The organism is Bacillus gaemokensis, from assembly GCF_001590835.1.
Classification (GTDB): domain Bacteria; phylum Bacillota; class Bacilli; order Bacillales; family Bacillaceae_G; genus Bacillus_A; species Bacillus_A gaemokensis.
Window position 1 is genome coordinate 34119 of the sequence record NZ_LTAQ01000013.1, and the last position, 19714, is coordinate 53832.

At 36.8% G+C, this 19714-nt stretch carries 24 protein-coding genes; 2 read left to right on the forward strand and 22 right to left on the reverse strand.

From position 1 onward, the window contains the following. On the forward strand, positions 1–106 hold a 106-nt coding region (locus tag AZF08_RS32155; RefSeq protein WP_153019533.1), incomplete at its 5' end, for an IS3 family transposase. Between the two features lie 56 nt (positions 107–162). Here AZF08_RS32155 and panD read toward each other — a convergent pair. The 10 genes from panD to AZF08_RS14345 form a co-directional block, all read right to left on the reverse strand. Further along, positions 163–546, reverse strand: coding sequence for an aspartate 1-decarboxylase (panD, locus tag AZF08_RS14300; protein ID WP_033676920.1), 384 nt, complete (start codon positions 544–546; stop codon positions 163–165). A gap of 12 nt (positions 547–558) precedes the next feature. Next, entirely contained in the window at positions 559–1407 is an 849-nt protein-coding gene (panC, locus tag AZF08_RS14305) for a pantoate--beta-alanine ligase (RefSeq protein ID WP_033676921.1), read from the reverse strand. Beyond that, positions 1407–2243 carry a 3-methyl-2-oxobutanoate hydroxymethyltransferase gene (gene panB / locus AZF08_RS14310; RefSeq protein WP_033676923.1) on the reverse strand — a complete coding sequence of 279 codons (837 nt, stop codon included), beginning with the start codon at positions 2241–2243 and terminating at the stop codon, positions 1407–1409. Before panB ends, panC begins: the two co-directional genes overlap by 1 nt. Positions 2244–2630: 387 nt before the next feature. After that, positions 2631–3611, reverse strand: coding sequence for a biotin--[acetyl-CoA-carboxylase] ligase (locus AZF08_RS14315; protein WP_033676926.1), 981 nt, complete (start codon positions 3609–3611; stop codon positions 2631–2633). Continuing rightward, on the reverse strand, positions 3596–4789 hold the full coding sequence (locus AZF08_RS14320; protein WP_033676927.1) for a CCA tRNA nucleotidyltransferase: 1194 nt from the start codon (positions 4787–4789) through the stop codon (positions 3596–3598). Before AZF08_RS14320 ends, AZF08_RS14315 begins: the two co-directional genes overlap by 16 nt. Continuing rightward, positions 4776–5921, reverse strand: a complete 1146-nt coding sequence (gene bshA / locus AZF08_RS14325) for an N-acetyl-alpha-D-glucosaminyl L-malate synthase BshA (protein ID WP_033676929.1) — start codon at positions 5919–5921, stop codon at positions 4776–4778. Before bshA ends, AZF08_RS14320 begins: the two co-directional genes overlap by 14 nt. Then, positions 5918–6622, reverse strand: coding sequence for a bacillithiol biosynthesis deacetylase BshB1 (bshB1, locus tag AZF08_RS14330; RefSeq protein WP_033676931.1), 705 nt, complete (start codon positions 6620–6622; stop codon positions 5918–5920). Before bshB1 ends, bshA begins: the two co-directional genes overlap by 4 nt. An 11-nt stretch (positions 6623–6633) precedes the next feature. Then, a complete protein-coding gene (gene mgsA, locus AZF08_RS14335; protein ID WP_017152496.1) occupies positions 6634–7029 on the reverse strand; it encodes a methylglyoxal synthase in 396 nt (131 codons plus the stop codon). A 14-nt stretch (positions 7030–7043) separates the two neighbouring features. After that, the gene (dapB, locus tag AZF08_RS14340) at positions 7044–7844 is read right to left on the reverse strand and encodes a 4-hydroxy-tetrahydrodipicolinate reductase (RefSeq protein ID WP_033676934.1); all 801 of its coding nucleotides are present in this window, start codon (positions 7842–7844) and stop codon (positions 7044–7046) included. Next, on the reverse strand, positions 7841–8185 hold the full coding sequence (locus AZF08_RS14345; protein WP_051725877.1) for a nucleotide pyrophosphohydrolase: 345 nt from the start codon (positions 8183–8185) through the stop codon (positions 7841–7843). The genes dapB and AZF08_RS14345 overlap by 4 nt, the downstream gene beginning before the upstream one ends. Before the next feature lie 195 nt (positions 8186–8380). Between AZF08_RS14345 and AZF08_RS14350 the strand changes: the two genes are divergently transcribed. Continuing rightward, positions 8381–9262 carry a YitT family protein gene (locus AZF08_RS14350; protein WP_033676935.1) on the forward strand — a complete coding sequence of 294 codons (882 nt, stop codon included), beginning with the start codon at positions 8381–8383 and terminating at the stop codon, positions 9260–9262. A 375-nt stretch (positions 9263–9637) separates the two neighbouring features. On the opposite strand, the gene AZF08_RS14355 is transcribed toward AZF08_RS14350, so the two are convergent. The 12 genes from AZF08_RS14355 to aroA all read right to left on the reverse strand — a co-directional run bounded on the left by AZF08_RS14355 (position 9638) and on the right by aroA (position 19571). Next, positions 9638–10282, reverse strand: a complete 645-nt coding sequence (locus AZF08_RS14355; protein ID WP_153019531.1) for a uracil-DNA glycosylase — start codon at positions 10280–10282, stop codon at positions 9638–9640. Between the two features lie 140 nt (positions 10283–10422). Then, positions 10423–11106 carry a zinc metallopeptidase gene (locus AZF08_RS14360; RefSeq protein WP_082246163.1) on the reverse strand — a complete coding sequence of 228 codons (684 nt, stop codon included), beginning with the start codon at positions 11104–11106 and terminating at the stop codon, positions 10423–10425. A gap of 102 nt (positions 11107–11208) precedes the next feature. After that, positions 11209–11997, reverse strand: coding sequence for a sporulation protein YpjB (gene ypjB, locus AZF08_RS14365; RefSeq protein ID WP_033676941.1), 789 nt, complete (start codon positions 11995–11997; stop codon positions 11209–11211). Positions 11998–12084: 87 nt separating this feature from the next. Continuing rightward, entirely contained in the window at positions 12085–12771 is a 687-nt protein-coding gene (gene lit / locus AZF08_RS14370; RefSeq protein WP_033676943.1) for a lipoprotein intramolecular transacylase Lit, read from the reverse strand. Positions 12772–12798: 27 nt separating this feature from the next. Beyond that, positions 12799–13389 (reverse strand): lipoprotein heptaprenylglyceryl N-acetyltransferase LhaT, encoded by a 591-nt coding sequence (lhaT, locus tag AZF08_RS14375; RefSeq protein WP_033676944.1) that lies wholly within the window; start codon positions 13387–13389, stop codon positions 12799–12801. Between the two features lie 133 nt (positions 13390–13522). Then, entirely contained in the window at positions 13523–14290 is a 768-nt protein-coding gene (gene qcrC, locus AZF08_RS14380) for a menaquinol-cytochrome c reductase cytochrome b/c subunit (protein WP_033676946.1), read from the reverse strand. A 50-nt stretch (positions 14291–14340) separates the two neighbouring features. Further along, positions 14341–15015: a menaquinol-cytochrome c reductase cytochrome b subunit gene (gene qcrB, locus AZF08_RS14385; RefSeq protein ID WP_000932700.1), complete on the reverse strand. Its 675-nt coding sequence runs from the start codon at positions 15013–15015 to the stop codon at positions 14341–14343. Beyond that, the gene (qcrA, locus tag AZF08_RS14390; protein WP_033676948.1) at positions 15016–15528 is read right to left on the reverse strand and encodes a menaquinol-cytochrome c reductase iron-sulfur subunit; all 513 of its coding nucleotides are present in this window, start codon (positions 15526–15528) and stop codon (positions 15016–15018) included. 138 nt (positions 15529–15666) lie between these two features. Then, positions 15667–16134 carry a YpiF family protein gene (locus tag AZF08_RS14395; RefSeq protein ID WP_033676950.1) on the reverse strand — a complete coding sequence of 156 codons (468 nt, stop codon included), beginning with the start codon at positions 16132–16134 and terminating at the stop codon, positions 15667–15669. A gap of 164 nt (positions 16135–16298) precedes the next feature. Continuing rightward, the gene (locus tag AZF08_RS14400; protein ID WP_033676952.1) at positions 16299–16835 is read right to left on the reverse strand and encodes a ReoY family proteolytic degradation factor; all 537 of its coding nucleotides are present in this window, start codon (positions 16833–16835) and stop codon (positions 16299–16301) included. 72 nt (positions 16836–16907) lie between these two features. Next, positions 16908–18170, reverse strand: coding sequence for a tetratricopeptide repeat protein (locus AZF08_RS14405; protein ID WP_033676954.1), 1263 nt, complete (start codon positions 18168–18170; stop codon positions 16908–16910). Positions 18171–18293: 123 nt separating this feature from the next. Then, positions 18294–19571 (reverse strand): 3-phosphoshikimate 1-carboxyvinyltransferase, encoded by a 1278-nt coding sequence (aroA, locus tag AZF08_RS14410; RefSeq protein ID WP_033676956.1) that lies wholly within the window; start codon positions 19569–19571, stop codon positions 18294–18296. Positions 19572–19714 lie beyond the last annotated feature (143 nt).

A 19714-nucleotide genomic window follows, 5' to 3' on the forward strand; every position in this document is an offset into this window, starting at 1 on the left:
AGAACTAGCAAAGTACATAACTTACTATAATCATAAAAGAATCAAGGCAAAACTAAAAGGCATGAGTCCGATACAATACCGGACCCATGCCCAAGAAGCTGCCTAATGAAATAACGCGTCTAACTTTTCGGGGTCACTTCACTATAGAGATAGCTTTTCCACTTATAATATCGTTCCTGCTTTTTCAGCACCTAGCATTTCAACAATTTGATTGTTATCATCTAGCACCGCAATTTTAGGTACTTGTTTATATACTTCTTCTGCCGCTACAAGACCGTAACAAATAATAATAACTTTATCTCCAGGCTGTACCAGTCTTGCTGCTGCGCCATTCAAACAAACTACGCCGCTGCCACGCTCTCCTTTAATTACATACGTCTCTAAGCGAGATCCATTATTATTATTTACAATTTGCACCTTTTCGTTTTCTACAATTTCTACTGCGTCCATTAAATCTTCATCAATTGTAATACTACCTACATAATTTAAATTTGCTTCTGTTACAGTCGCGCGATGTAACTTTGCTCTCATCATTGTGCGAAACATGGATGCTCCCCCTTATTGAACCGTTAATGTAATATTGTCAATTAATCGTACATTTTCAAACTTCACCGCAATTGCAAGAATGATACGTCCTTGAATTGTCTCTATTTCCGCCAAGGTTGGATACGCATATATATCTACATAATCAATACTACCTTGCGTATTTTTTTCAATATATTCTTTCACAAGATTTATAACCGCTTGTGGGTTACGCTCCCCCTCTGCGATCCGTTCTTTTGCTATACACAAGCTACGATATAACTGAGGGGCTTCTGTACGCTCTTGTTCTGATAAATACACATTGCGAGAACTTTTAGCTAATCCGTCCTCTTCCCTAACAATATTGACAGGTACGATTGTAACTGGGATATTAAAATCACTTACAAACCCTTGGATAACAGCAACTTGCTGTGCATCTTTCATACCAAAGTAGGCACGGTTTGGCATTGTGATATTAAATAATTTCATCAATACAGTCGCAACACCTGCGAAATGAACTGGTCGTTGCTTGCCGCATAATACGTCTGTACGCTTTACAACTTCCACTTTTGTCGTCTGCTGCGCTGGATACATTTCTTCCACACTCGGATAAAATAAGTAATCAACACCAGCTTCTTTTGCTACCTGTTCATCTCTATCAATATCGCGAGGATAACGATCCAAATCTTCATTCGGTCCAAATTGCAATGGATTTACAAATACACTTAAAACCACAACTTCATTTTCTTCTCTTGCCTGGCGTAATAAAGTTGCGTGTCCTTCGTGTAAATATCCCATTGTTGGGACAAAACCAATTTCTTTCCCACTCACGCGAATTTCACTTGCAACTTGTTGCATGTCTTGTACTGTTGTTATAATTTTCATCACTGTTTTCCTCCGTATAACGCTACGTACTCTTCCTCTTTCATTGTGAATGAATGTTTTTCTTCAGGAAATTGTCTCGCTTTTACTTCAGCCACATATTGTGAGATTCCACGTACAATCTCTTCTTGAACGGACGTATATTGCTTCACAAATTTTGGAACACGTTTCACTCCATACGAAATAAGATCATGATACACAAGTACTTGACCATCCACTTTCTGTCCTGCACCAATCCCAATTGTAGGAATCGTTAAAGCCTTTGATATAAGCTCCGCTAACTGCATTGGCACGCACTCAAGTACAACTGCCATCGCACCAGCTTCTTCACATTTTTTTGCATCTTCTAATAATTTCTTTGCACTTTCAGCATCTTTCCCTTGCACTTTATAGCCACCTAGTACACCTACAGATTGAGGTGTTAAACCAAGATGCGCTACAACAGGAATTCCTGCATTTGTTAAATAGTGAATGATTGATACAACCTCGTCTGCACCTTCTACTTTCACTGCGTGTGCTCCGCTCTCTTGCACAATACGACGCGCATTATGCATCGTTTCTTGCAGTGATACGTGATAAGACATAAATGGCATATCTGTTACAATAAAAGTTTCCTTCGCTCCGCGGCACACCGCTTTCGTATGATGAATCATATCTTCTACCGTTACTGGAATCGTCGAATCATATCCAAGTACAACCATTCCAAGAGAGTCCCCAACTAAAATCATATCGACTTCAGCCTCTTCTGCTAACTTAGCAGATGGGTAATCATACGCTGTAAGCATCGTAATCGGCTCACCGTTCTCTTTCATTTTCAAAAAATCTGTTCTCGTTTTCAAAAACTACTCCTCCTTTATTCAGGAGAGAGGAGATGGCCGAAATCATATAAAAAACCCCTCTGGCCATAAAAGGGCAGAAGGGTTGTGTTAATCGGCAAATTTCATCCCTCTGTCCCAGTCCGTTGTTGGATCAAGGCAGAATCCAAATTATTGTTCTTCATCAATTGGAATAATGGTGCAGTTCACTCTGATACTACCCATATCCGAACTAATTATAGCAAACTAAGAAAGAGAATTGCTACACTTTTTCGAAAAAATAATTTTCTATACTATTATAGTACGTGAAATTTATTAGATAAACCTGAATATAACAGTAATCACAGTGTTTCCATATCTAATATTAGCTTCTATATAATGAAAAAGAAGCTCCTAAATCGGAACTTCTCTTTACTTGATTTCTATATCAGCAGAATGAATATGATGTACGTGCCCTTGATGATCTTCTAGCATCAGTACACCATCTTCCGTAATGCCTTTTGCTACACCTATAATTGTATCTTTCATCGTTCGAGCTGTTATTTCTTTCCCAATGCTAACTGCATAACTTTCCCAAAGAAGTTTAATAACCGAAAAACCATTCTTTAAGTATTCTTGATATAATTTTTCCATTTGTAAAAAGATCTGTTGCATAAGCTCTGCACGAACAATTGGTTTGCCTGATTCAATAGCTAAAGATGTAGCAATCTGCTTGATTTCATCGGCAAAATGCTCTTGCCCTTGATTTGCATTAATGCCTATTCCCATAATGACAGCATTTATTTTGTCTGGATCAGCTTGCATCTCTGTTAAAATACCAACAGCTTTTTTCCCTTGGATTAAAATATCATTCGGCCATTTAATTCCCACATTCACACCTGTACATTTCTCAATTGCTTGCGCTACACTCACAGCTGCCAATAATGTCAACTGCGGAGCACGATGAACTGGAATTGCCGGACGTAAAATAATACTCATCCAAATTCCTGTTCCTTTTGGTGAATGCCATTTTCTGCTTAAACGACCACGTCCTGCTGTTTGTTCTTCCGCAACGACAATCGTCCCTTCTGCTGCACCTTCATGCGCGAGTTTCGCCGCAATATACTGTGTAGATTCAACAGAATCCTCAAAACAAACCGTTCTCCCGATAAACTCTGTCTGTAAACCTAATTGGATTTCATTAGCCGTTACTTTATCTGGTTTACTTGCAATTCGATATCCTAAACGGCGCACAGCTTCAAGTTCATACCCTTCACTCCGAAGGTCCTCCATATGCTTCCAAACAGCTGTTCTTGAGCAGCCAAGGTCATCGCTAATTGTTTGACCAGATACAAATTCACCATCTGCTTCAGAAAAAATTTGTAGTAGTTGTTTTCTTATAGTAGATTGCATCCGTGTAGCCACTCCCTTACCTTCTCTTTCTCATTTCCTAATCGCCCTTGTAAAATTTCTTCTTCAATCTTCTGCAAGACTTCTGCTACCCAAGGCCCCGGTGTTTTGTCTGTCCACATTAATAAATCATTACCGCTTACATTCATTTCCTGACGATTATGAATAGATAATGCATGAAACGATGAATGCACTTGATTTATCGAAGATATGTCATATTTTTCTATCATAGCTTGATATACTCTTTCTGCCATTAACGCAATTTCGAGACCCGTTTTATATAACAAAACTGCATCCCAAGATTTTATTTTTCTAGCACGTATCGCTAATAGAACAGCTACAATATCTTTTATTTTTTTATTTGAAAATTTCCATTGGCGTAAGAAAACAGCCGGATGTTCTTCTCGGGTACAATATAGGAAAAACGCCCATGCCTCAATGTCTGTCTCAAAAGAATCCCATTTATATTGCGCCGCTTTCAAAATTCTCTCTTCTGACATTTGTAAATATGGTAAATGAGCAAATAATTTCGTTTCTACTAGATTTTGAAGCCCTTTCCCACAATATGTACCTGTCAATAATTTTTCAAATTCAACTGTAATTCTTTCAATCGCTATATGTTCCATTAAATGCCCATATGCTTCAATCGCACATTTTGTTTGTTCTTCTAAGGAGAATCCTAACACACTAACAAATCGAATGCCACGCATCATACGTAATGCATCTTCCTGAAAACGGTCCACAGCATTTCCTACTGTTACAATTTCTTGCTTGCTGATCGCTTCTTGCCCAGCAAATAAATCAATGATTTCTCCATGTTCAGTCATAGCAATTGCATTCATTGTAAAATCACGTCGTTTTAAATCTTCTTCTAACGAGCGAACAAACTGAACACTACTCGGTCTACGAAAATCTTCATATTCACTCTCTGTTCGGAAAGTTGTTACTTCATACGGTACACCCTCCTGAACAACAATAACCGTACCATGTTCAAGACCAACAGGAACATGTCGCGGAAACAGTTGCATCACTTGTTCTGGGAGAGCTGATGTTGCGATATCAATATCGCCAATTGGTCTATCGATAATAAAATCACGCACGCTCCCCCCGACAAAATATGCCTCATGCCCATGTTGTTTTAATGTCTCAATAATTGCTGCAGCTCGTTTAAATCGTTTCATTTTTGTCATCCCTTAGTATGTCATAATAAATCGTTTCATATTGTGAAACAATTTTTTCTGAACGAAATTGCTCATATACTACTTCCATTGCACACTGTGCTATATTTTGATGAAGACCTTCGTTTTTAAGCAGTTGTATCGCCTGCTTAGCTATCCCATGGATATCACCAACTTCGCATATGTATCCCGTCTCACCATGTTGAATAACCTCTGGGATACCTCCAACACGCGTTCCAATACACGGTACGCCACATGCCATTGCTTCTAGTAAAACGAGACCAAAGCTTTCTTTTTCTGATAAAAGTAACATTAGATCACTCATCGCAAGAAGTTCTGCAACATTATCCTGTTTCCCTAAAAACAAAACGTGTTCTTCAATATGTAAACTTTTCACAAGTTGTAAAATCGTACAAAACTCTGGACCATCCCCAACAAGTAGTAATTTTGCATGTACTTCTTTCACAATTCGGGCAAACGCTTGAACGACATCCTGTACTCGCTTTACTTTTCGAAAGTTAGAAATATGAATCAAGACTTTTTCATCTTCCCCTATGCCATATTCTTTCTTAAGTTGTGACATATCACGCTTAAAGTAAACACGTTCATCAATAAAATTATATACGGTCTGAATCTTTTTATTTGGCTTCACAAGCTCATTTGTTTCTTCAATTAAAGAATGCGATACAGCTGTGACAACATCGGATTGCTCAATGCCAAATCGGATTAAATTATTTAAAGAGGGATCCGAACCGAGAACGGTAATATCTGTTCCGTGTAACGTTGTAACAATTTTAATATTGTCTCCAATCATTTGTTTAGCTAAATATGCACAAATGGCATGTGGTATTGCATAATGCACATGTAAAACATCGAGCTTTTCTCTCTGCGCAACTTCTGCCATTTTACTTGCTAATGCTAAATCATAAGGCGGATATTGAAAGACAGAATATTGATTTACCGTTACTTCATGAAAATAAATGTTTGGATACACTTTATTTAAGCGAAATGGCACGCCTGAGGTAATAAAGTGTATTTCATGACCTCGTTCAGCTAATTGTTTTCCTAGTTCCGTTCCAACAACTCCAGAACCACCTACAGAAGGATAACATGTAATACCTATTTTCAATTTCATTTACATCCCCCTATTAAATCCGCATGTAATAAAACTGGCTTCTTACTCATAAATCCTTCGGCATACATAACTCCAACTTCTTTTCCAAACATTTTCTCACGAGCAATCACTGTTTCAACATATCCTTCCGTTAAAGGTGTCTTAACACCATCACTTCCAGTTGTAAACTGACTTTCATATGCTTCTAGTGCTGCTACCTTTTCAGAAAGATGCTCACTAATATCAATACAGAAATTCGGTTTATGAAAACCGTTAATCATATAATAATAAAAAGATTGCGCGCGATGTGGCGAAATCTCTGGCATATATTTACGAACACCCGCTGAAAACACAGCTTCTTCCACAAGTTTTGCACAATTCGCATGATCCGGATGACGATCTTCATAGTATGGTGCAAAAATTAGCGTTGGCTTATATGTACGAATAATCTTTACGATTTTACGTATATATTCTTCTTTCATATACAAACCACGGTCCGGCATTGCTAAATTAATCCGCTCTTCAACTCCCATGATACGAGCAGCGGCCTGCGCTTCTTCTTTTCTTAATTCCACCGTTCCGTTTGAAGATAAATCAGCCTCTGTTAAATCACAAATGCCAACTTTATATCCTTGTTTCGTATATTTTGCAATGGTACCTGCCATGCCGATTTCAACATCATCGGCATGGGCACCAAACGCTAATATATGTAATCCACTCATAATTCTTCCCCTCATTTTCTTAACTTTCGGTAATCTAAATCTCCCCGATTCAATGCATGCATTAACATTTCAGCACTTGCCATGTTCGTTGCGAGCGGAATCGCATACACATCACATAAACGAAGTAATGCATTTACATCTGGTTCATGTGGTTGTGCTGTTAGCGGATCCCGGAAGAAAATCACCATATCTAAATCATTTTTTGCAATCATTGCACCAATCTCTTGGTCGCCACCAAGAGGACCAGATTGATATCTTGTGACAGCTAAACCAGTCGCCTCCATAATCCGAAGACCCGTTGTTCCCGTTGCAAAAAGTTCATGTTGTTCAAAAATTGGTTTATATGCGTATGCGAACGAAACCATATCATCTTTCTTTTTGTCATGTGCGATTAAGGCAATCTTCATCCGTTGTCTCCCCTTTAGTCGATAATATTTTCTAAACCGTATACAAGATGATCCAGATTCATCACTGTTTCAATTGACAGTTTTACACCTGACATAAAGGACGCACGGTTGAATGAATCGTGACGAACTGTTAACATCTGTCCATCTCCACCAAATAATACTTCTTGATGGGCAATAAGACCTGGTAAACGTACGCTATGAATGTGAATGCCATCTACATTTGCACCGCGCGCTCCTTTTAATTGCTCCGTTTCATTTGGATGACCTTGTTGTTTTGGTTCACGATTTTGGCGAATTAAATCTACCGTTTTTACAGCCGTCCCTGACGGTGCATCTAATTTTTGATCGTGATGTAATTCAATCACTTCAACATCTTGGAAATATTTCGCTGCCATTTGAGAAAACTTCATCATAAGCACCGCACCAACTGCGAAGTTCGGAGCGATAATTGTCCCCACTTGTTTCTCTTTCGCCGTTTCTGTTAAATGTTGCAACTCTTCTTCTGTAAATCCAGTCGTACCGATAACTGAACGCAGACCATGCTCAACCGCAAGTGTAACATGCTGCTTCCCTACTTCTGGTGTTGTTAAATCTAGTAGTACATCTGCTTCTACTTCTTTTAAACAAGTATGTAAATCAGCATAGATTGGAGCATCTAATGCAGGCATTCCAGGGAGATTTGAAATTTTCTCTCCACCATGTTTATAGTCAACCGCTGCTACTAATTGAAAATGTGATGTTCTTTCCATAAGAAGGACTGCTTCATGTCCCATGCGTCCTCTTGGTCCCGCAATAATTACTTTAATATCTTTCATGCTTCTTTCTCTCCCTCTTCAATACGTGTCCAACGATCTTTATCACGTGTATTAAATTTATTCATCACAACGTTATGTGCTGTTTCTAAATCAATATGTAAACTATTTGCCATGCAAATCATAACAAATAATACATCTCCAAGTTCTTCTTCAATTGTTCGCTCTTTTTCAGTCGTTTTCTTCGGCTTCTCACCATAATAGTGATTCACTTCTCTTGCAAGTTCGCCCATTTCTTCCGTTAAACGAGCCATCATTGCAAGTGGACTAAAATAACCTTCTTTAAATTGACTAATATATGCATCTACTTCTTTCTGCATATCTTTCATCGTTTTTTGTTCCATATTGTTCACCTCTAATCCTTCCTCTTTCATGTTAGCCAATTCATCGCGATTTGACAAATATTATTCCACTTTCATCCCTATTTGCCACGTTTTTTTGGATAGACTATAATAAAGTGAAACTTCTTTTACAACTTTTTTCTCAATTAGCCGTTTCAGCGGAGCAACATAACCATCACATATTAGGAGGCTATCTACATGAAAACTAACCTGAATATTCGAAACGTTATATTTATTTTGATTGGTTCCGCTATCTTCTCTTTTGGTATCGTTAATATTAATATTGAAAACCACTTAGCAGAAGGTGGATTTACAGGCATTACGCTATTATTATATTTTCTATTTTCACTTGATCCTTCTTATACAAATTTAATCTTAAATATCCCTCTCTTTTTCGTCGGTTGGAAATTACTCGGCCGAACAACTTTTTTTTATACATTAATCGGAACATTTAGCGTCTCTTTATTTCTATGGATTTTCCAGCGCTATGAATCGTTAAATTTACATTTAAACTTGCAAAACGATATGACATTAGCTGCATTGTTCGCAGGAGCATTTATTGGGATTGGCCTCGGAATTATATTCAAATATGGTGGAACCACTGGTGGCGTTGATATCATTGCTCGGTTAGCACATAAATATATTGGCTGGAGTATGGGAAAAACAATGTTTATGTTTGACGCTGTTGTCATTGTCATCTCGATCCTTACATACTTATCTTATCGCGAGGGAATGTATACGTTAGTCGCTGTCTTTATTGGTGCAAAAGTGATTGATTTTATGCAAGAGGGAGCATATGCCGCCAAAGGTGCAACCATTATCTCTGATAAAAACGACGAAATTGCAGCAAAAATTTTATCAGAAATGGAGCGGGGCGCAACCTTTTTGAAAGCAGTTGGTTCTTATACAAAGGTTGAACGAAATGTACTCTATTGTGTGGTAGCAAAAAATGAAATCGTAAAACTAAAAAACATCATTATCTCTGTAGATCCTCATGCCTTTGTTGCAGTGAGTGACGTGCATGATGTAGTTGGTGAAGGATTCACGCTGGATGAGAATAAGAATCCATTACATAATTAAAAGGCTATCATGTATTTTGATAGCCTTTTAATTACACCATTACCGAATCTAATTCTTCTTCCGAACTATCCTCAATTTCTATAAATTGTACCTTATCAAATGAATTTACTATTGTTTTATAGCTATGGAATAAATATTCGAATTCTTTTCTTTTTCTATTAATGGTAATAATTTCATTACTTTTATTTGCTCCAAATTTCACAGTATATTACTACAATCACTTCTAATTTTCATTACATATTGTATTATGACACTTTCCGAACCATAATTGTACATAAATATTCATTTTTTCCAATTCCGTAACATTCAGATTAATGTTACGGAATAATTTTTTAAAATCATCAAACACCAAGGTATCCATAAGCAATCTTTTACTCACTTTATGTACTCCCTCAACTTTTCTAAATCCTTATAAATCAAATCCAACAAATTCCTATTATAAAAAATAGACGCTGGATGAAAGGTAGGGAAAATATTATACACTTTCTCGGTCCATATAAATTCTGTACTGTAGTTATCCTTTAACTTCCGCACTGGTTGCTGCAATAATTCCCCGTGAACATCCGTAATCTTTTTATCCTGTCCTATTAAACGTTTTAATGCAATATTCCCTAGCGTTACAATAATCGGCGCCTCAATTTTCTCTATTTCATAATCCAACAAAGAAGCATGTGCAAGTATTTCTCCTTGGTTTGGTGTTCGATTATATTTCTTCTGAATAACTTGTCCACTTCGTTCCCTTTTTTCTCTCCATTTATAAGGCCTACTACGAACCGCACTTGTAATATACACTTCTTCTCTTGTAATATGAATGCGCTCCAAAAATTCCATTAGCTGCTTCCCCGCTCTTCCACTAAACGGTATACCATTATGAATTTCTGTTTCTCCAGGTGCTTCTCCAACAAGCATTAATTTCGGATTTTCAGGGCCTTGTCCACTTAAAAAACCTTCTAATGAATAACTAGTACTTCGCTCTTTTACATGCTTTACTAATGAATCTGGATATTTTATTTTCATCACCTTCACTCATAATTACTCTACTTATGCTTATTATAACTTTCTCTCTTCCATTCATTACCCTTATTTTTTCTATTTACTATGAAGAATAGATTATAAAATTTAAATACCTAACAAAAAAAGACTATCGAAATCGATAGTCTTTAATCATCACTACGCTGCATACCCGTGTATACTAGCACTAGACGAAGCAATTCAAATACTGCTACAGCAGCTGCTGCCACATATGTTAACGCCGCTGCATTCAATACTTTGCGAGCTTGCCCATATTCATCTGTCGTTACAATTCCAAGTGCTTCAATTTGCTGCATCGCACGTTTGGATGCATCAAACTCAACTGGTAATGTAACTAGTTGGAAAAGTACTCCTGCTGCCATTAAAACAATTCCTAATAACAACAAATTTGACATTGTTGCAAATATACCAATCATAATAAACACCCATGACATATTCGATCCAAAGTTCGCAACAGGCACTAGTGAATGACGAACGCGCATAAACTTATAATCTTTCGCATCCTGAATCGCATGTCCTACCTCATGTGCTGCTACTGCTGTTCCAGCAACCGAATGGCCATAATAGTTATCTGTGGATAAACGAACCGTCTTTGCTGTTGGATCATAATGATCTGATAAATGTCCTGGCGTTTCCTCTACTGCCACATTGTATAGACCGTTTTCATCTAAAATTTTTCGAGCTACTTCTGCTCCAGTCATACCTGATGTGGAATACACTTGTGAGTATTTGCTATAAGCCTTACGTACTTTAGCCTGTGCATACAATGGTATGATCATAATGATCGCGAAGTAAATTAAATAAAACATCATGAACCTCCAGTGAAGTCGTAATTATTAGTACTTTCCATTCTATTTTTTTCTTTACCTATTGTCAATAAAGAAACCTGACAATCTCTATCTTCATGGACCAATCTATCTATTCTGAGAATGAATCCCGCTCTTGCGCTTCGCTTTCTCACCTCTATATTTTCGCCAACCAACGTATGTTAATGTAAATAAAATAATCCCACCTGTAATTGTCATAAACCATATTAAAGAAGTATCTACTTCATCTTTTTTTGCTGTTTTAAATATTTTTTGTAAATCTCCTTTAATAATCCCTAATTGCGTTTGTCCACCTTTATTTTTCAGCATGACATTACGAAATTCATCCAAATACGATAAATGTGCATTCACACGTTGTGATTGGTTTTCTGGCAATGCAATCATTAAACTTGGGTAAATAACATCAAATTCATGTAAAAACGTATTTAATGATTTTTGGAAACGTTCATCATCTTCCGTCTTCATCGCTTTTTCAACTTTAGCAAATGCTCCCATTACACGTTCTTCTCGCTCTATCCAAAGCGGTTGATACTTGGATACTTCCGCATCCACTGCCAATTGCAACGCTAACACATCGTCTATCTTAATTTGTCTGTTTACACTTCCTTCTTCAAGTGATTGCTGTGCTTTGTCATAAGCTAAAGAAATGATACGAAAATGGATTGGCGTGAGCTTCTTTTCTTTTTCGCTCTCTCTTAACACAAATCGCTCCGAAAAATGTTGTAACACTTGCATAGCCTTCTCATCTTCATCCTGTTTAACCAGTTGCAAAGAATCATCTAATAGCCCTGTTAATTCATTCCATTCTTCAGCATATATACGTAATGGAAACAATATAATCAGAAATACTATCATTCCAATTAAGGCTCTCTTCATTCCGGTCCCCCCTATAACTACTAGTACAAAATATGTTTAGGTGGACAAGAATAGAACAGAATGAAACTGAAAAAATATTTCCTCCCTCTAATCCAAGTTTTTCTTTACTAGAAATGTTCTCTTTCTTTTTAAATATCTATACATAGAATAACAAAAAGCACTTCCACATAGAATCAACACTAAGATTACACAGGCCGCATGCATAAAGAATTGTTCCGGTAACATAAGAATGACAGGATCTTTTTCGCTATCAAATTGCCAATAATCATTGCTAAAAAGGAGTTTATGAAATAGTACAAAACTCTTTTCAAAATTAATGGCAATGGGTAAAGTAAGTGCGATTGGGATTATAATAGTCAAAATTGCCCCATGTAACAAAAACTTCACTTTTCGTTTACGCAATAAGTACCATCCGCCTAATAAAGCAATACTAAGTGCTATACACATCCCATATTGTATTTTCACTAAAATATTTTTCACATCAACAAAATGAACCTCTCCATTTTCTGACATATCTAGTGTGGGAAACTGTAATGATTCATGATAAAAAGGAGAAAGGTATGTAATTAATACATCATAGTTTCTCTTAATTTCTGACTCTGTCATATTCGCTAAATCTGATATATTTAATACATGTATATCCGCATAATATAACCATTTTCCATACACAACAATCGTAGTTGCAATAGCAAAAATAGAAAACGCTATACAGTATGGAACAATATAATTTATAAATCGATTTAGCACCCTTACACTTATGTTATTTACATCCATTTTCTTTCCTCAATTCCTTATTTAATTTCATAACGAAAACTGCTTTCGATTCCTTCTCAAACAATAATAATATGTAATAGCTAGTACAGCGATACTTAGCCAAAATGTAAAATAACCGATTTGTTCTACAAATAAATGCATGATTCCGTATCTCGGCATTTGCCAAAATAAATAATCAATCACATCATTATGTAACGTCCATATACCTGCTACAATATAATGCCATTTTTTGATACGGTAAAACGGGACATACAATAAACCTTGTATAGCCATCGCAAAATGAAAGAACACTAACATATAACCTATAAAGCCAAGGTCTCCTTTTACTATAAACAGAATACCATTTACAACAATAGCCCAAATACCATATTTCATTAAAGAGGTTATTGCTAAAGCTTCTATTAACCCCCAATTTTTATTTAGCAAAAAAGCTAATAAAACAAGCACAAAAAACAGACTTGCTATAGGACTATCCGGTACAAATGGCCAAAATATTAGCGGGGTTTCCTTGAGCTGATTCCCATACCACATAAATCCATAAATCGTTCCTAAAATATTAATAATAAATAAAAATAATAAAACCGAACGTTGTCTTAATATCGCGTACAAATAAGCCAATCTGTATGTACAACACCTTTCAATTATATGGAAATTTCTTTCCTAGCGAATGTCGGGATACCCCCTACTCCATTATAACAAAATTCTTGTTCCAAATAGAAAAGCTGACTACAAAATTGTAGCCAGCTCTCTCTTATTTTTTATTGTACTTCGCAACGAACTCTGAAAGTTTTTTTAATTCTTCATCCGTTCCTTTAAATATCCCTTTAGGCATTGCACCTTTTCCATCTTTCGCGATTTTTGCAATTTCTTCTGGTTTCAACGTTAAGTTTTGCAGCGCTGGTGCGGCTGCTCCCCCTTGTAAATTGTCCCCATGGCATGTTAAACATGTATTTTTTTGCATTAATTTATAACCTTCATCATTTTTATCAACTGGTGCTGTTTTTACAATTGCCCCTTGTTTTTTAGCAGCTTCCCAATCATGATGTGCTACAGATTCCCATGTTAAGAAAATAATAGACGCGATTGCTAAAAGCATAAACCCAGTTGCTACAGGCCGTTTCAGCGGTCGTCTTTCTGGACCCCGATCGAGAAATGGAGCCAATAGCAGTGCTCCAAATGCAATACCTGGCATAATAAACGCACCAATTACAGTAAATGAACCTGATGCATATGAATACTTTAAGAGCTGATATAAAAATAAGAAATACCAATCTGGTAACGGTATATATCCTGCATCTGTAGGATCCGCCATTCTCTCCAGTGGTGACGGATGCGCTACTGTTAAACATAAATAACCGATTAAAAAAACCGCACCAACCATCCATTCTTTTAACAAGAAGTTTGGCCAAAACGCTTCTGTTTTCCCTGGATATTCGGAATAATCTTTCGGAATATTCGGTTTACGAGCTACAGGTACCCGCGAATCTCCTACAAACTTCATCCCTTTGCCGCGATGCATAATCTCCCTCCTTCAGTTCAATTCATTTCCCCTTTTAAATTAGCCTTCTCTTATAGTGGACCTGAAATACCTTGTTTGCGAATCATGATGAAGTGGAAGGCCATTAAGCCTAGAAGTGCTGCTGGTAAGAAGAAGACGTGAATAGCAAAGAAGCGAGTTAATGTTTGAGCTCCGACAATTTCGGAATGACCAGCAAGTAATGTTTTAATATAAGGGCCGATAAGCGGTGTTTGCTCCGCAATTTGAATCCCTACTTTTGTTGCGAATAATGCTTTCATATCCCATGGTAATAAATATCCAGTAAAACCAAGACCCAACATAACAAAGAAAATAAGAACACCGACAATCCAGTTTAATTCACGAGGCTTTTTATATGCACCTTGGAAGAAAACCCTGAGTGTATGTAAAAACATCATTACAATTACAAGACTAGCACCCCAATGGTGCATACCGCGGACAATTTGTCCATATGCCACTTCATTTTGTAAATAATAGACCGATTCCCAAGCATTTTTAATATCTGGTACATAATACATCGTTAAAAACATTCCTGACAAAATTTGAATTACAGTAACAAAGAACGTAAGTCCCCCAAAGCAGTAGACGAATGCAGAAAAGTGATGTGCTGGATTTACATGTTCGGGCACTTCATGGTCGGCAATATCGCGCCATATCGGTGTAATATCTAACCGTTCGTCCACCCAATCATAAATTTTATTTAACATCTATTTCGCACCCCCTCTTGGCTTTGCTTTTCCTAAATAAAGCGTTCCATCCTTCACTTTAGATTCATACACATCAAGCGGAGCAAGAGGCGGTGTTCCCTTGACGTTTATGCCATCTTTTGTGTAACGTCCCCCATGACATGGGCAATAAAATTGATTAGGATGCGACTTGTCCGAATTCCAGTTAACTGTACACCCTAAATGTTTACACACTGGAGAAAACGCTATGATGTCTCCGCTTTCATCTTTATGCACCCAAGCAGATTTTGGTTCTTCAGACTTATACCATCCATCAACCTGCTTTACCTTAAAGTCAAAGCGTTTTGGTTCTGTTGTAATCTCTTTTACTTGTGCAACAGCAACCATATCTCCCCCCGCTTCTTTCTTTAATACTGGATCAAGTGCAAAGCGCGTCATCGGCATTAAAATCCCAGCTGCCATAAAGCCTCCTACACCTGTAAGCGTGTAGTTTAAAAATTGTCTCCTTGACACACGATGTTCTTTCTCGCTCACGAAAATTTCCCCCCTCTATCAGAAATTGTCCCCTCGTGACAAAACTGTATAAAAAATAAAAACTAGGACACTATCATGATATAATACCCTCATGCACAGGTCAATATCATACTACTCATAATCATAAGAACTATCTGATTATTTTTCACTTTCCCACTTTTCTGTTAATGATGCCATTATATTTTTTACATTCGCATGAATTACTTCCCTTTTTGCTTGATCACTAAACTGGTCTAGCGATAAAGCTGGTAGCCAAAATAATTGCCCTTTCACTCCATCCATATTTTCTTTCCATGTGAAGTCACTTGTAACATATACAATATGTTTTAATCCTTGTTCTTGTAAATGATCTGTCCATTCTTGTAAACGTTCTCGTTCTTGTTCTTGTGTTTGCTTTTCTGCTAAATACGTAAACGCAGGCAGTAAAAGCACTCTTCCTTTATATTCCCTTTCTAACTCCATACTTAAGACTTCAATAAATTCCCCTTGTTCTACAACCGTCTTCATTTCTTTTGCTACCGAAATTGAAAGAAGGGGTATAACACCTGTATCGACATACTCTCTTGCTTTCTCAAATTGATCTGCGTCTTTTACAGCCCATCTCAAATTTTATCCCTCCTTTACGTAAGTATCCTATCTAAATGACAGAACTTTCACTTTATATCTATTAAACCACACTAAAACAGGTAAAAAAAGAAAAACTACCTATATTAGGTAGTTTTTCTTAAAATAGTTGGAAATTTGTCAAAATTAATTCTTTCAACCATTTCTTACAAAGTTTTCAATTCTGCCGTCAACCTATTAAAAGCTTCCTTATCCTGATTATCTAGCGCCTCATCAATTTGTTTTAAGAGTCGATCTCTCCGAAACGAAAATACACTTTCTTCTAAAAAACGTTCTGCAAGCAAACGATCTTTCTCATTCACTTCAATATGCTTTGGCAAATACGGATTTTCTTCCAATACCGCTACATAATTTGCATTTTGGAACGAGGATTTAAAATTGAGTTGAATATAAATATCCTCATCCCGATTTAAACGAATGTCATGAAATGATTTTTCAGCATCTGTTGTCATCACATTTTGTTTAAAAAAATGAAACGGTGTATCTTTCACACAATTCGCTGACATAACCAAACCACGTGGACAATACTTTGCATGTTCTACGAAGTGGACTTTATGCATGAGTTGATCGTGACTCATTAAATAATTTAAAATCCATACACATTCACGCTGTTTCAGTTGGTAATTGTTTAAAAACCATTTTACAAAATCCTTCTTCTCGTTTACAGAAACAGGGGTATTCATAGCTTTCAGTCCCTCCTCTGTCTTTCTTTTTCTTATTTAGATTCAAGAAGCAGCATTCAGTTTCCTTCCAACTTACGAAAAATCCTCTAAATTATATAGCAATTCTTCGATGTGAATTTGTGTCGGGTCCAGTTGTATTAAGCGTGTAAATACTTCTTTCGCCTCTTTTCGCAACCCTTCTTCTAACAAGAAATAACCGTACTCTTCCAGGAAATCTGGGTGATTCTTAAAAGAAGTATATGCACTTTCATAGTGTTTTAATGCATCAGAATACATTTCTAATTGTTTTTTCGCAAATGCCAGATCCCAAAGTAACTGTGTATCCGGTTCCCCACTATCAATTGCACTCTCAACAATCGTAATTAATTCTTCATATTTCTCTTGTTCCTTTAAGATATATACATATTTTAATATCGCACCTAAATGACCTGGATCTAATCGAATCGCTTGTTGAAGTAATTCTTCCGCTTCTGCTAATTTCCCTAACTTCGCTGCAATATTTGCTAATTCAACATAAAGTGGCACAGACAATTCATCTATTTTAATTCCTTCGTGAAGTGTTTCATAACTTTCTTGAAGCATTCCTTCTTTTTCATAGCATTTTGCTAAATACATATACAATGATGCATATTCTGGATCTAATTCTTTTAATTCTTGCCAAACATGAATTGCTCTTTGATATTCTTCACCTTGATAAAGTGTAAACGCATAGCCAAATAAAGAATGAATATCCTTCTGTTCTTCTAATCCTTCTTCATAATAAGCAATTGCTTCTTCCCAGTTTCCAATCGCACTTAACGTTTCAGCTAAACGGAGAGCAATCACAACCCCGCCCATTACTTTGTGCTCAGAAAGTAATGCCTGATAATACGCAATCGCTTTTTGCTCTTCACCTTTACTACCGTATAATTCCGCTAGGCCAAATGTAATAACAGGCTCTTCTGGCATGATTTCTTTTGCTTTTAATAGTTTTTGCTCTGCAACATCGTCGAAACCTTGCATTTGAAATAAATCTGCAACAAGTAATAAAGATTGAACATACAATTCATCATCTTCAGGAATATCATGGAGTACTTCGATTGCCTCATCTTCTTTATCTAAATCAATGTATAATTCCGCTAAAAATATTGTAAATTCACTTTCTTCGGGATATAACAAACGTAAGTCTTCTATAATAGCTAGTGCTTCATCAATAAATCCAAGTGTATGATAGTAACGGGCAATATCATATTTTTCTTCATCTGTTCCTTGCTTTACTTGTTCTTTTAATTGTTGTAACCCTTTTTCTACCTCTCCGTTTTCAATATAAGAAACAGCCTGTTCAAACTTTTGCATAAATATCTCCTTTAATTCTTATAATATTCTCTTCTGTTCATTAATCATAAACAACTGTTGCTTTGTAAGCAACTAAAAGGAAGAAGAAAAGAATCTTCCCAAACAGAAAAGATTCCTTTTTCTTCACAGAGATTCTAACTGATCAAAAAAATTGGGATACGATACAGCAACTGCGTCACTATCTTCTATTTTCACTTCTCCTTCTGCTATACAAGAGGCTATTGCCAGCATCATCCCAATGCGATGATCTCCATGACTATCAACTATATTTCCTTGTAACTTCTGCCCTCCATAAATAACCATACCATCTGACGTACCTTCAATTTGCACGCCCAGTTTCCGAAGCTCTGCAACTACTGTATCAATACGATTCGTTTCTTTTACTTTTAATTCTTCAGCATCCTTAATAATTGTTGTTCCTACCGCCTGTGTTGCTAGTAAAGCAATGATAGGAATTTCATCAATTAATCTTGGAATAAGTGCTCCACCAATTTCTATTCCTTTTAATTCCGAAGTTTCAATCGTAATATCCCCGCACGGTTCAAATTCTTCATTTCGAATATTATGAATGGAAATAAGCGCTCCCATCTGTGATAAAACATCTAAAATTCCTGTTCGTGTTGGATTTAAACCCACATTTTGTAATACGAGTTTACTATTTGGTACAATTGCACCAGCTACTAAGAGGAATGCTGCTGAAGAAACATCTCCTGGCACCTCAATTTCCGTTCCTACAAGAGATTGCCTCCCCCGTAATGAAACCGTTCGATCATTCACATCTACTTCGCATCCAAATGCACGCAGCATTCTCTCTGTGTGATCACGTGATTGTAACGGTTCAGTTACTGACGTTATCCCTTCACCTTGTAATCCCGCAAGTAAAATCGCTGATTTCACTTGTGCACTTGCTACAGGAGAATGATAGTGTACCCCTTTTACACGTCCCCCACGAATGGACAGTGGTATATATTGTCCATCTTCTCTACCGTCAATTTGTGCATTCATTTCACGAAGAGGAGCTGTAACACGCTTCATAGGACGTTTTCCAATAGATGCATCTCCAATTACAGTACAGTGAAAAGGAGCATTCGATAAAATCCCCAGCATGAGGCGAATCGTTGTTCCTGAATTCCCCACATCAAGTACCTCTGCCGGTTCCTGTAAACCAGCTAATCCTTTTCCATATACAGTGACATCGGTTCCATTTTGCTCAATCGTTACACCTAATTTTCGAAAACATGCAATTGTACTTAAACAATCTTCGCCCGATAAAAAGTTTGAAATTTTTGTAGTTCCCTTTGCTATCGCCCCAAACATCACAGCCCGGTGTGAAATAGACTTATCACCAGGAACAACAATTGTCCCATTCAAACCAGTCTTTTTTCTTATGAGTCCTATCATTTTTATCATCCTCACGCATTATTGATTACTATATATCTTATTAATCTCTCATACCGTCTATCTTCTATTGTACCGCTTTCCTTCTTTACCGCGCAAACATATAGGAGCTTTGATTCGTATGATTCGTAGCATGCTTCTTCATT

What these genes read in the sequence shown, in the direction of transcription:
- panD (WP_033676920.1), bottom strand. Translation starts at nt 546, where the DNA reads ATGTTTCGCACAATGATGAGAGCAAAGTTACATCGCGCGACTGTAACA.
- panC (WP_033676921.1), bottom strand. Translation starts at nt 1,407, where the DNA reads ATGAAAATTATAACAACAGTACAAGACATGCAACAAGTTGCAAGTGAA.
- AZF08_RS14315 (WP_033676926.1), bottom strand. Translation starts at nt 3,611, where the DNA reads ATGCAATCTACTATAAGAAAACAACTACTACAAATTTTTTCTGAAGCA.
- AZF08_RS14320 (WP_033676927.1), bottom strand. Translation starts at nt 4,789, where the DNA reads ATGAAACGATTTAAACGAGCTGCAGCAATTATTGAGACATTAAAACAA.
- bshA (WP_033676929.1), bottom strand. Translation starts at nt 5,921, where the DNA reads ATGAAATTGAAAATAGGTATTACATGTTATCCTTCTGTAGGTGGTTCT.
- bshB1 (WP_033676931.1), bottom strand. Translation starts at nt 6,622, where the DNA reads ATGAGTGGATTACATATATTAGCGTTTGGTGCCCATGCCGATGATGTT.
- mgsA (WP_017152496.1), bottom strand. Translation starts at nt 7,029, where the DNA reads ATGAAGATTGCCTTAATCGCACATGACAAAAAGAAAGATGATATGGTT.
- dapB (WP_033676934.1), bottom strand. Translation starts at nt 7,844, where the DNA reads ATGAAAGATATTAAAGTAATTATTGCGGGACCAAGAGGACGCATGGGA.
- AZF08_RS14345 (WP_051725877.1), bottom strand. Translation starts at nt 8,185, where the DNA reads ATGGAACAAAAAACGATGAAAGATATGCAGAAAGAAGTAGATGCATAT.
- AZF08_RS14350 (WP_033676935.1), top strand. Translation starts at nt 8,381, where the DNA reads ATGAAAACTAACCTGAATATTCGAAACGTTATATTTATTTTGATTGGT.
- AZF08_RS14360 (WP_082246163.1), bottom strand. Translation starts at nt 11,106, where the DNA reads ATGATGTTTTATTTAATTTACTTCGCGATCATTATGATCATACCATTG.
- ypjB (WP_033676941.1), bottom strand. Translation starts at nt 11,997, where the DNA reads ATGAAGAGAGCCTTAATTGGAATGATAGTATTTCTGATTATATTGTTT.
- lit (WP_033676943.1), bottom strand. Translation starts at nt 12,771, where the DNA reads ATGGATGTAAATAACATAAGTGTAAGGGTGCTAAATCGATTTATAAAT.
- qcrC (WP_033676946.1), bottom strand. Translation starts at nt 14,290, where the DNA reads ATGCATCGCGGCAAAGGGATGAAGTTTGTAGGAGATTCGCGGGTACCT.
- qcrB (WP_000932700.1), bottom strand. Translation starts at nt 15,015, where the DNA reads ATGTTAAATAAAATTTATGATTGGGTGGACGAACGGTTAGATATTACA.
- AZF08_RS14400 (WP_033676952.1), bottom strand. Translation starts at nt 16,835, where the DNA reads ATGAATACCCCTGTTTCTGTAAACGAGAAGAAGGATTTTGTAAAATGG.
- AZF08_RS14405 (WP_033676954.1), bottom strand. Translation starts at nt 18,170, where the DNA reads ATGCAAAAGTTTGAACAGGCTGTTTCTTATATTGAAAACGGAGAGGTA.
- aroA (WP_033676956.1), bottom strand. Translation starts at nt 19,571, where the DNA reads ATGATAGGACTCATAAGAAAAAAGACTGGTTTGAATGGGACAATTGTT.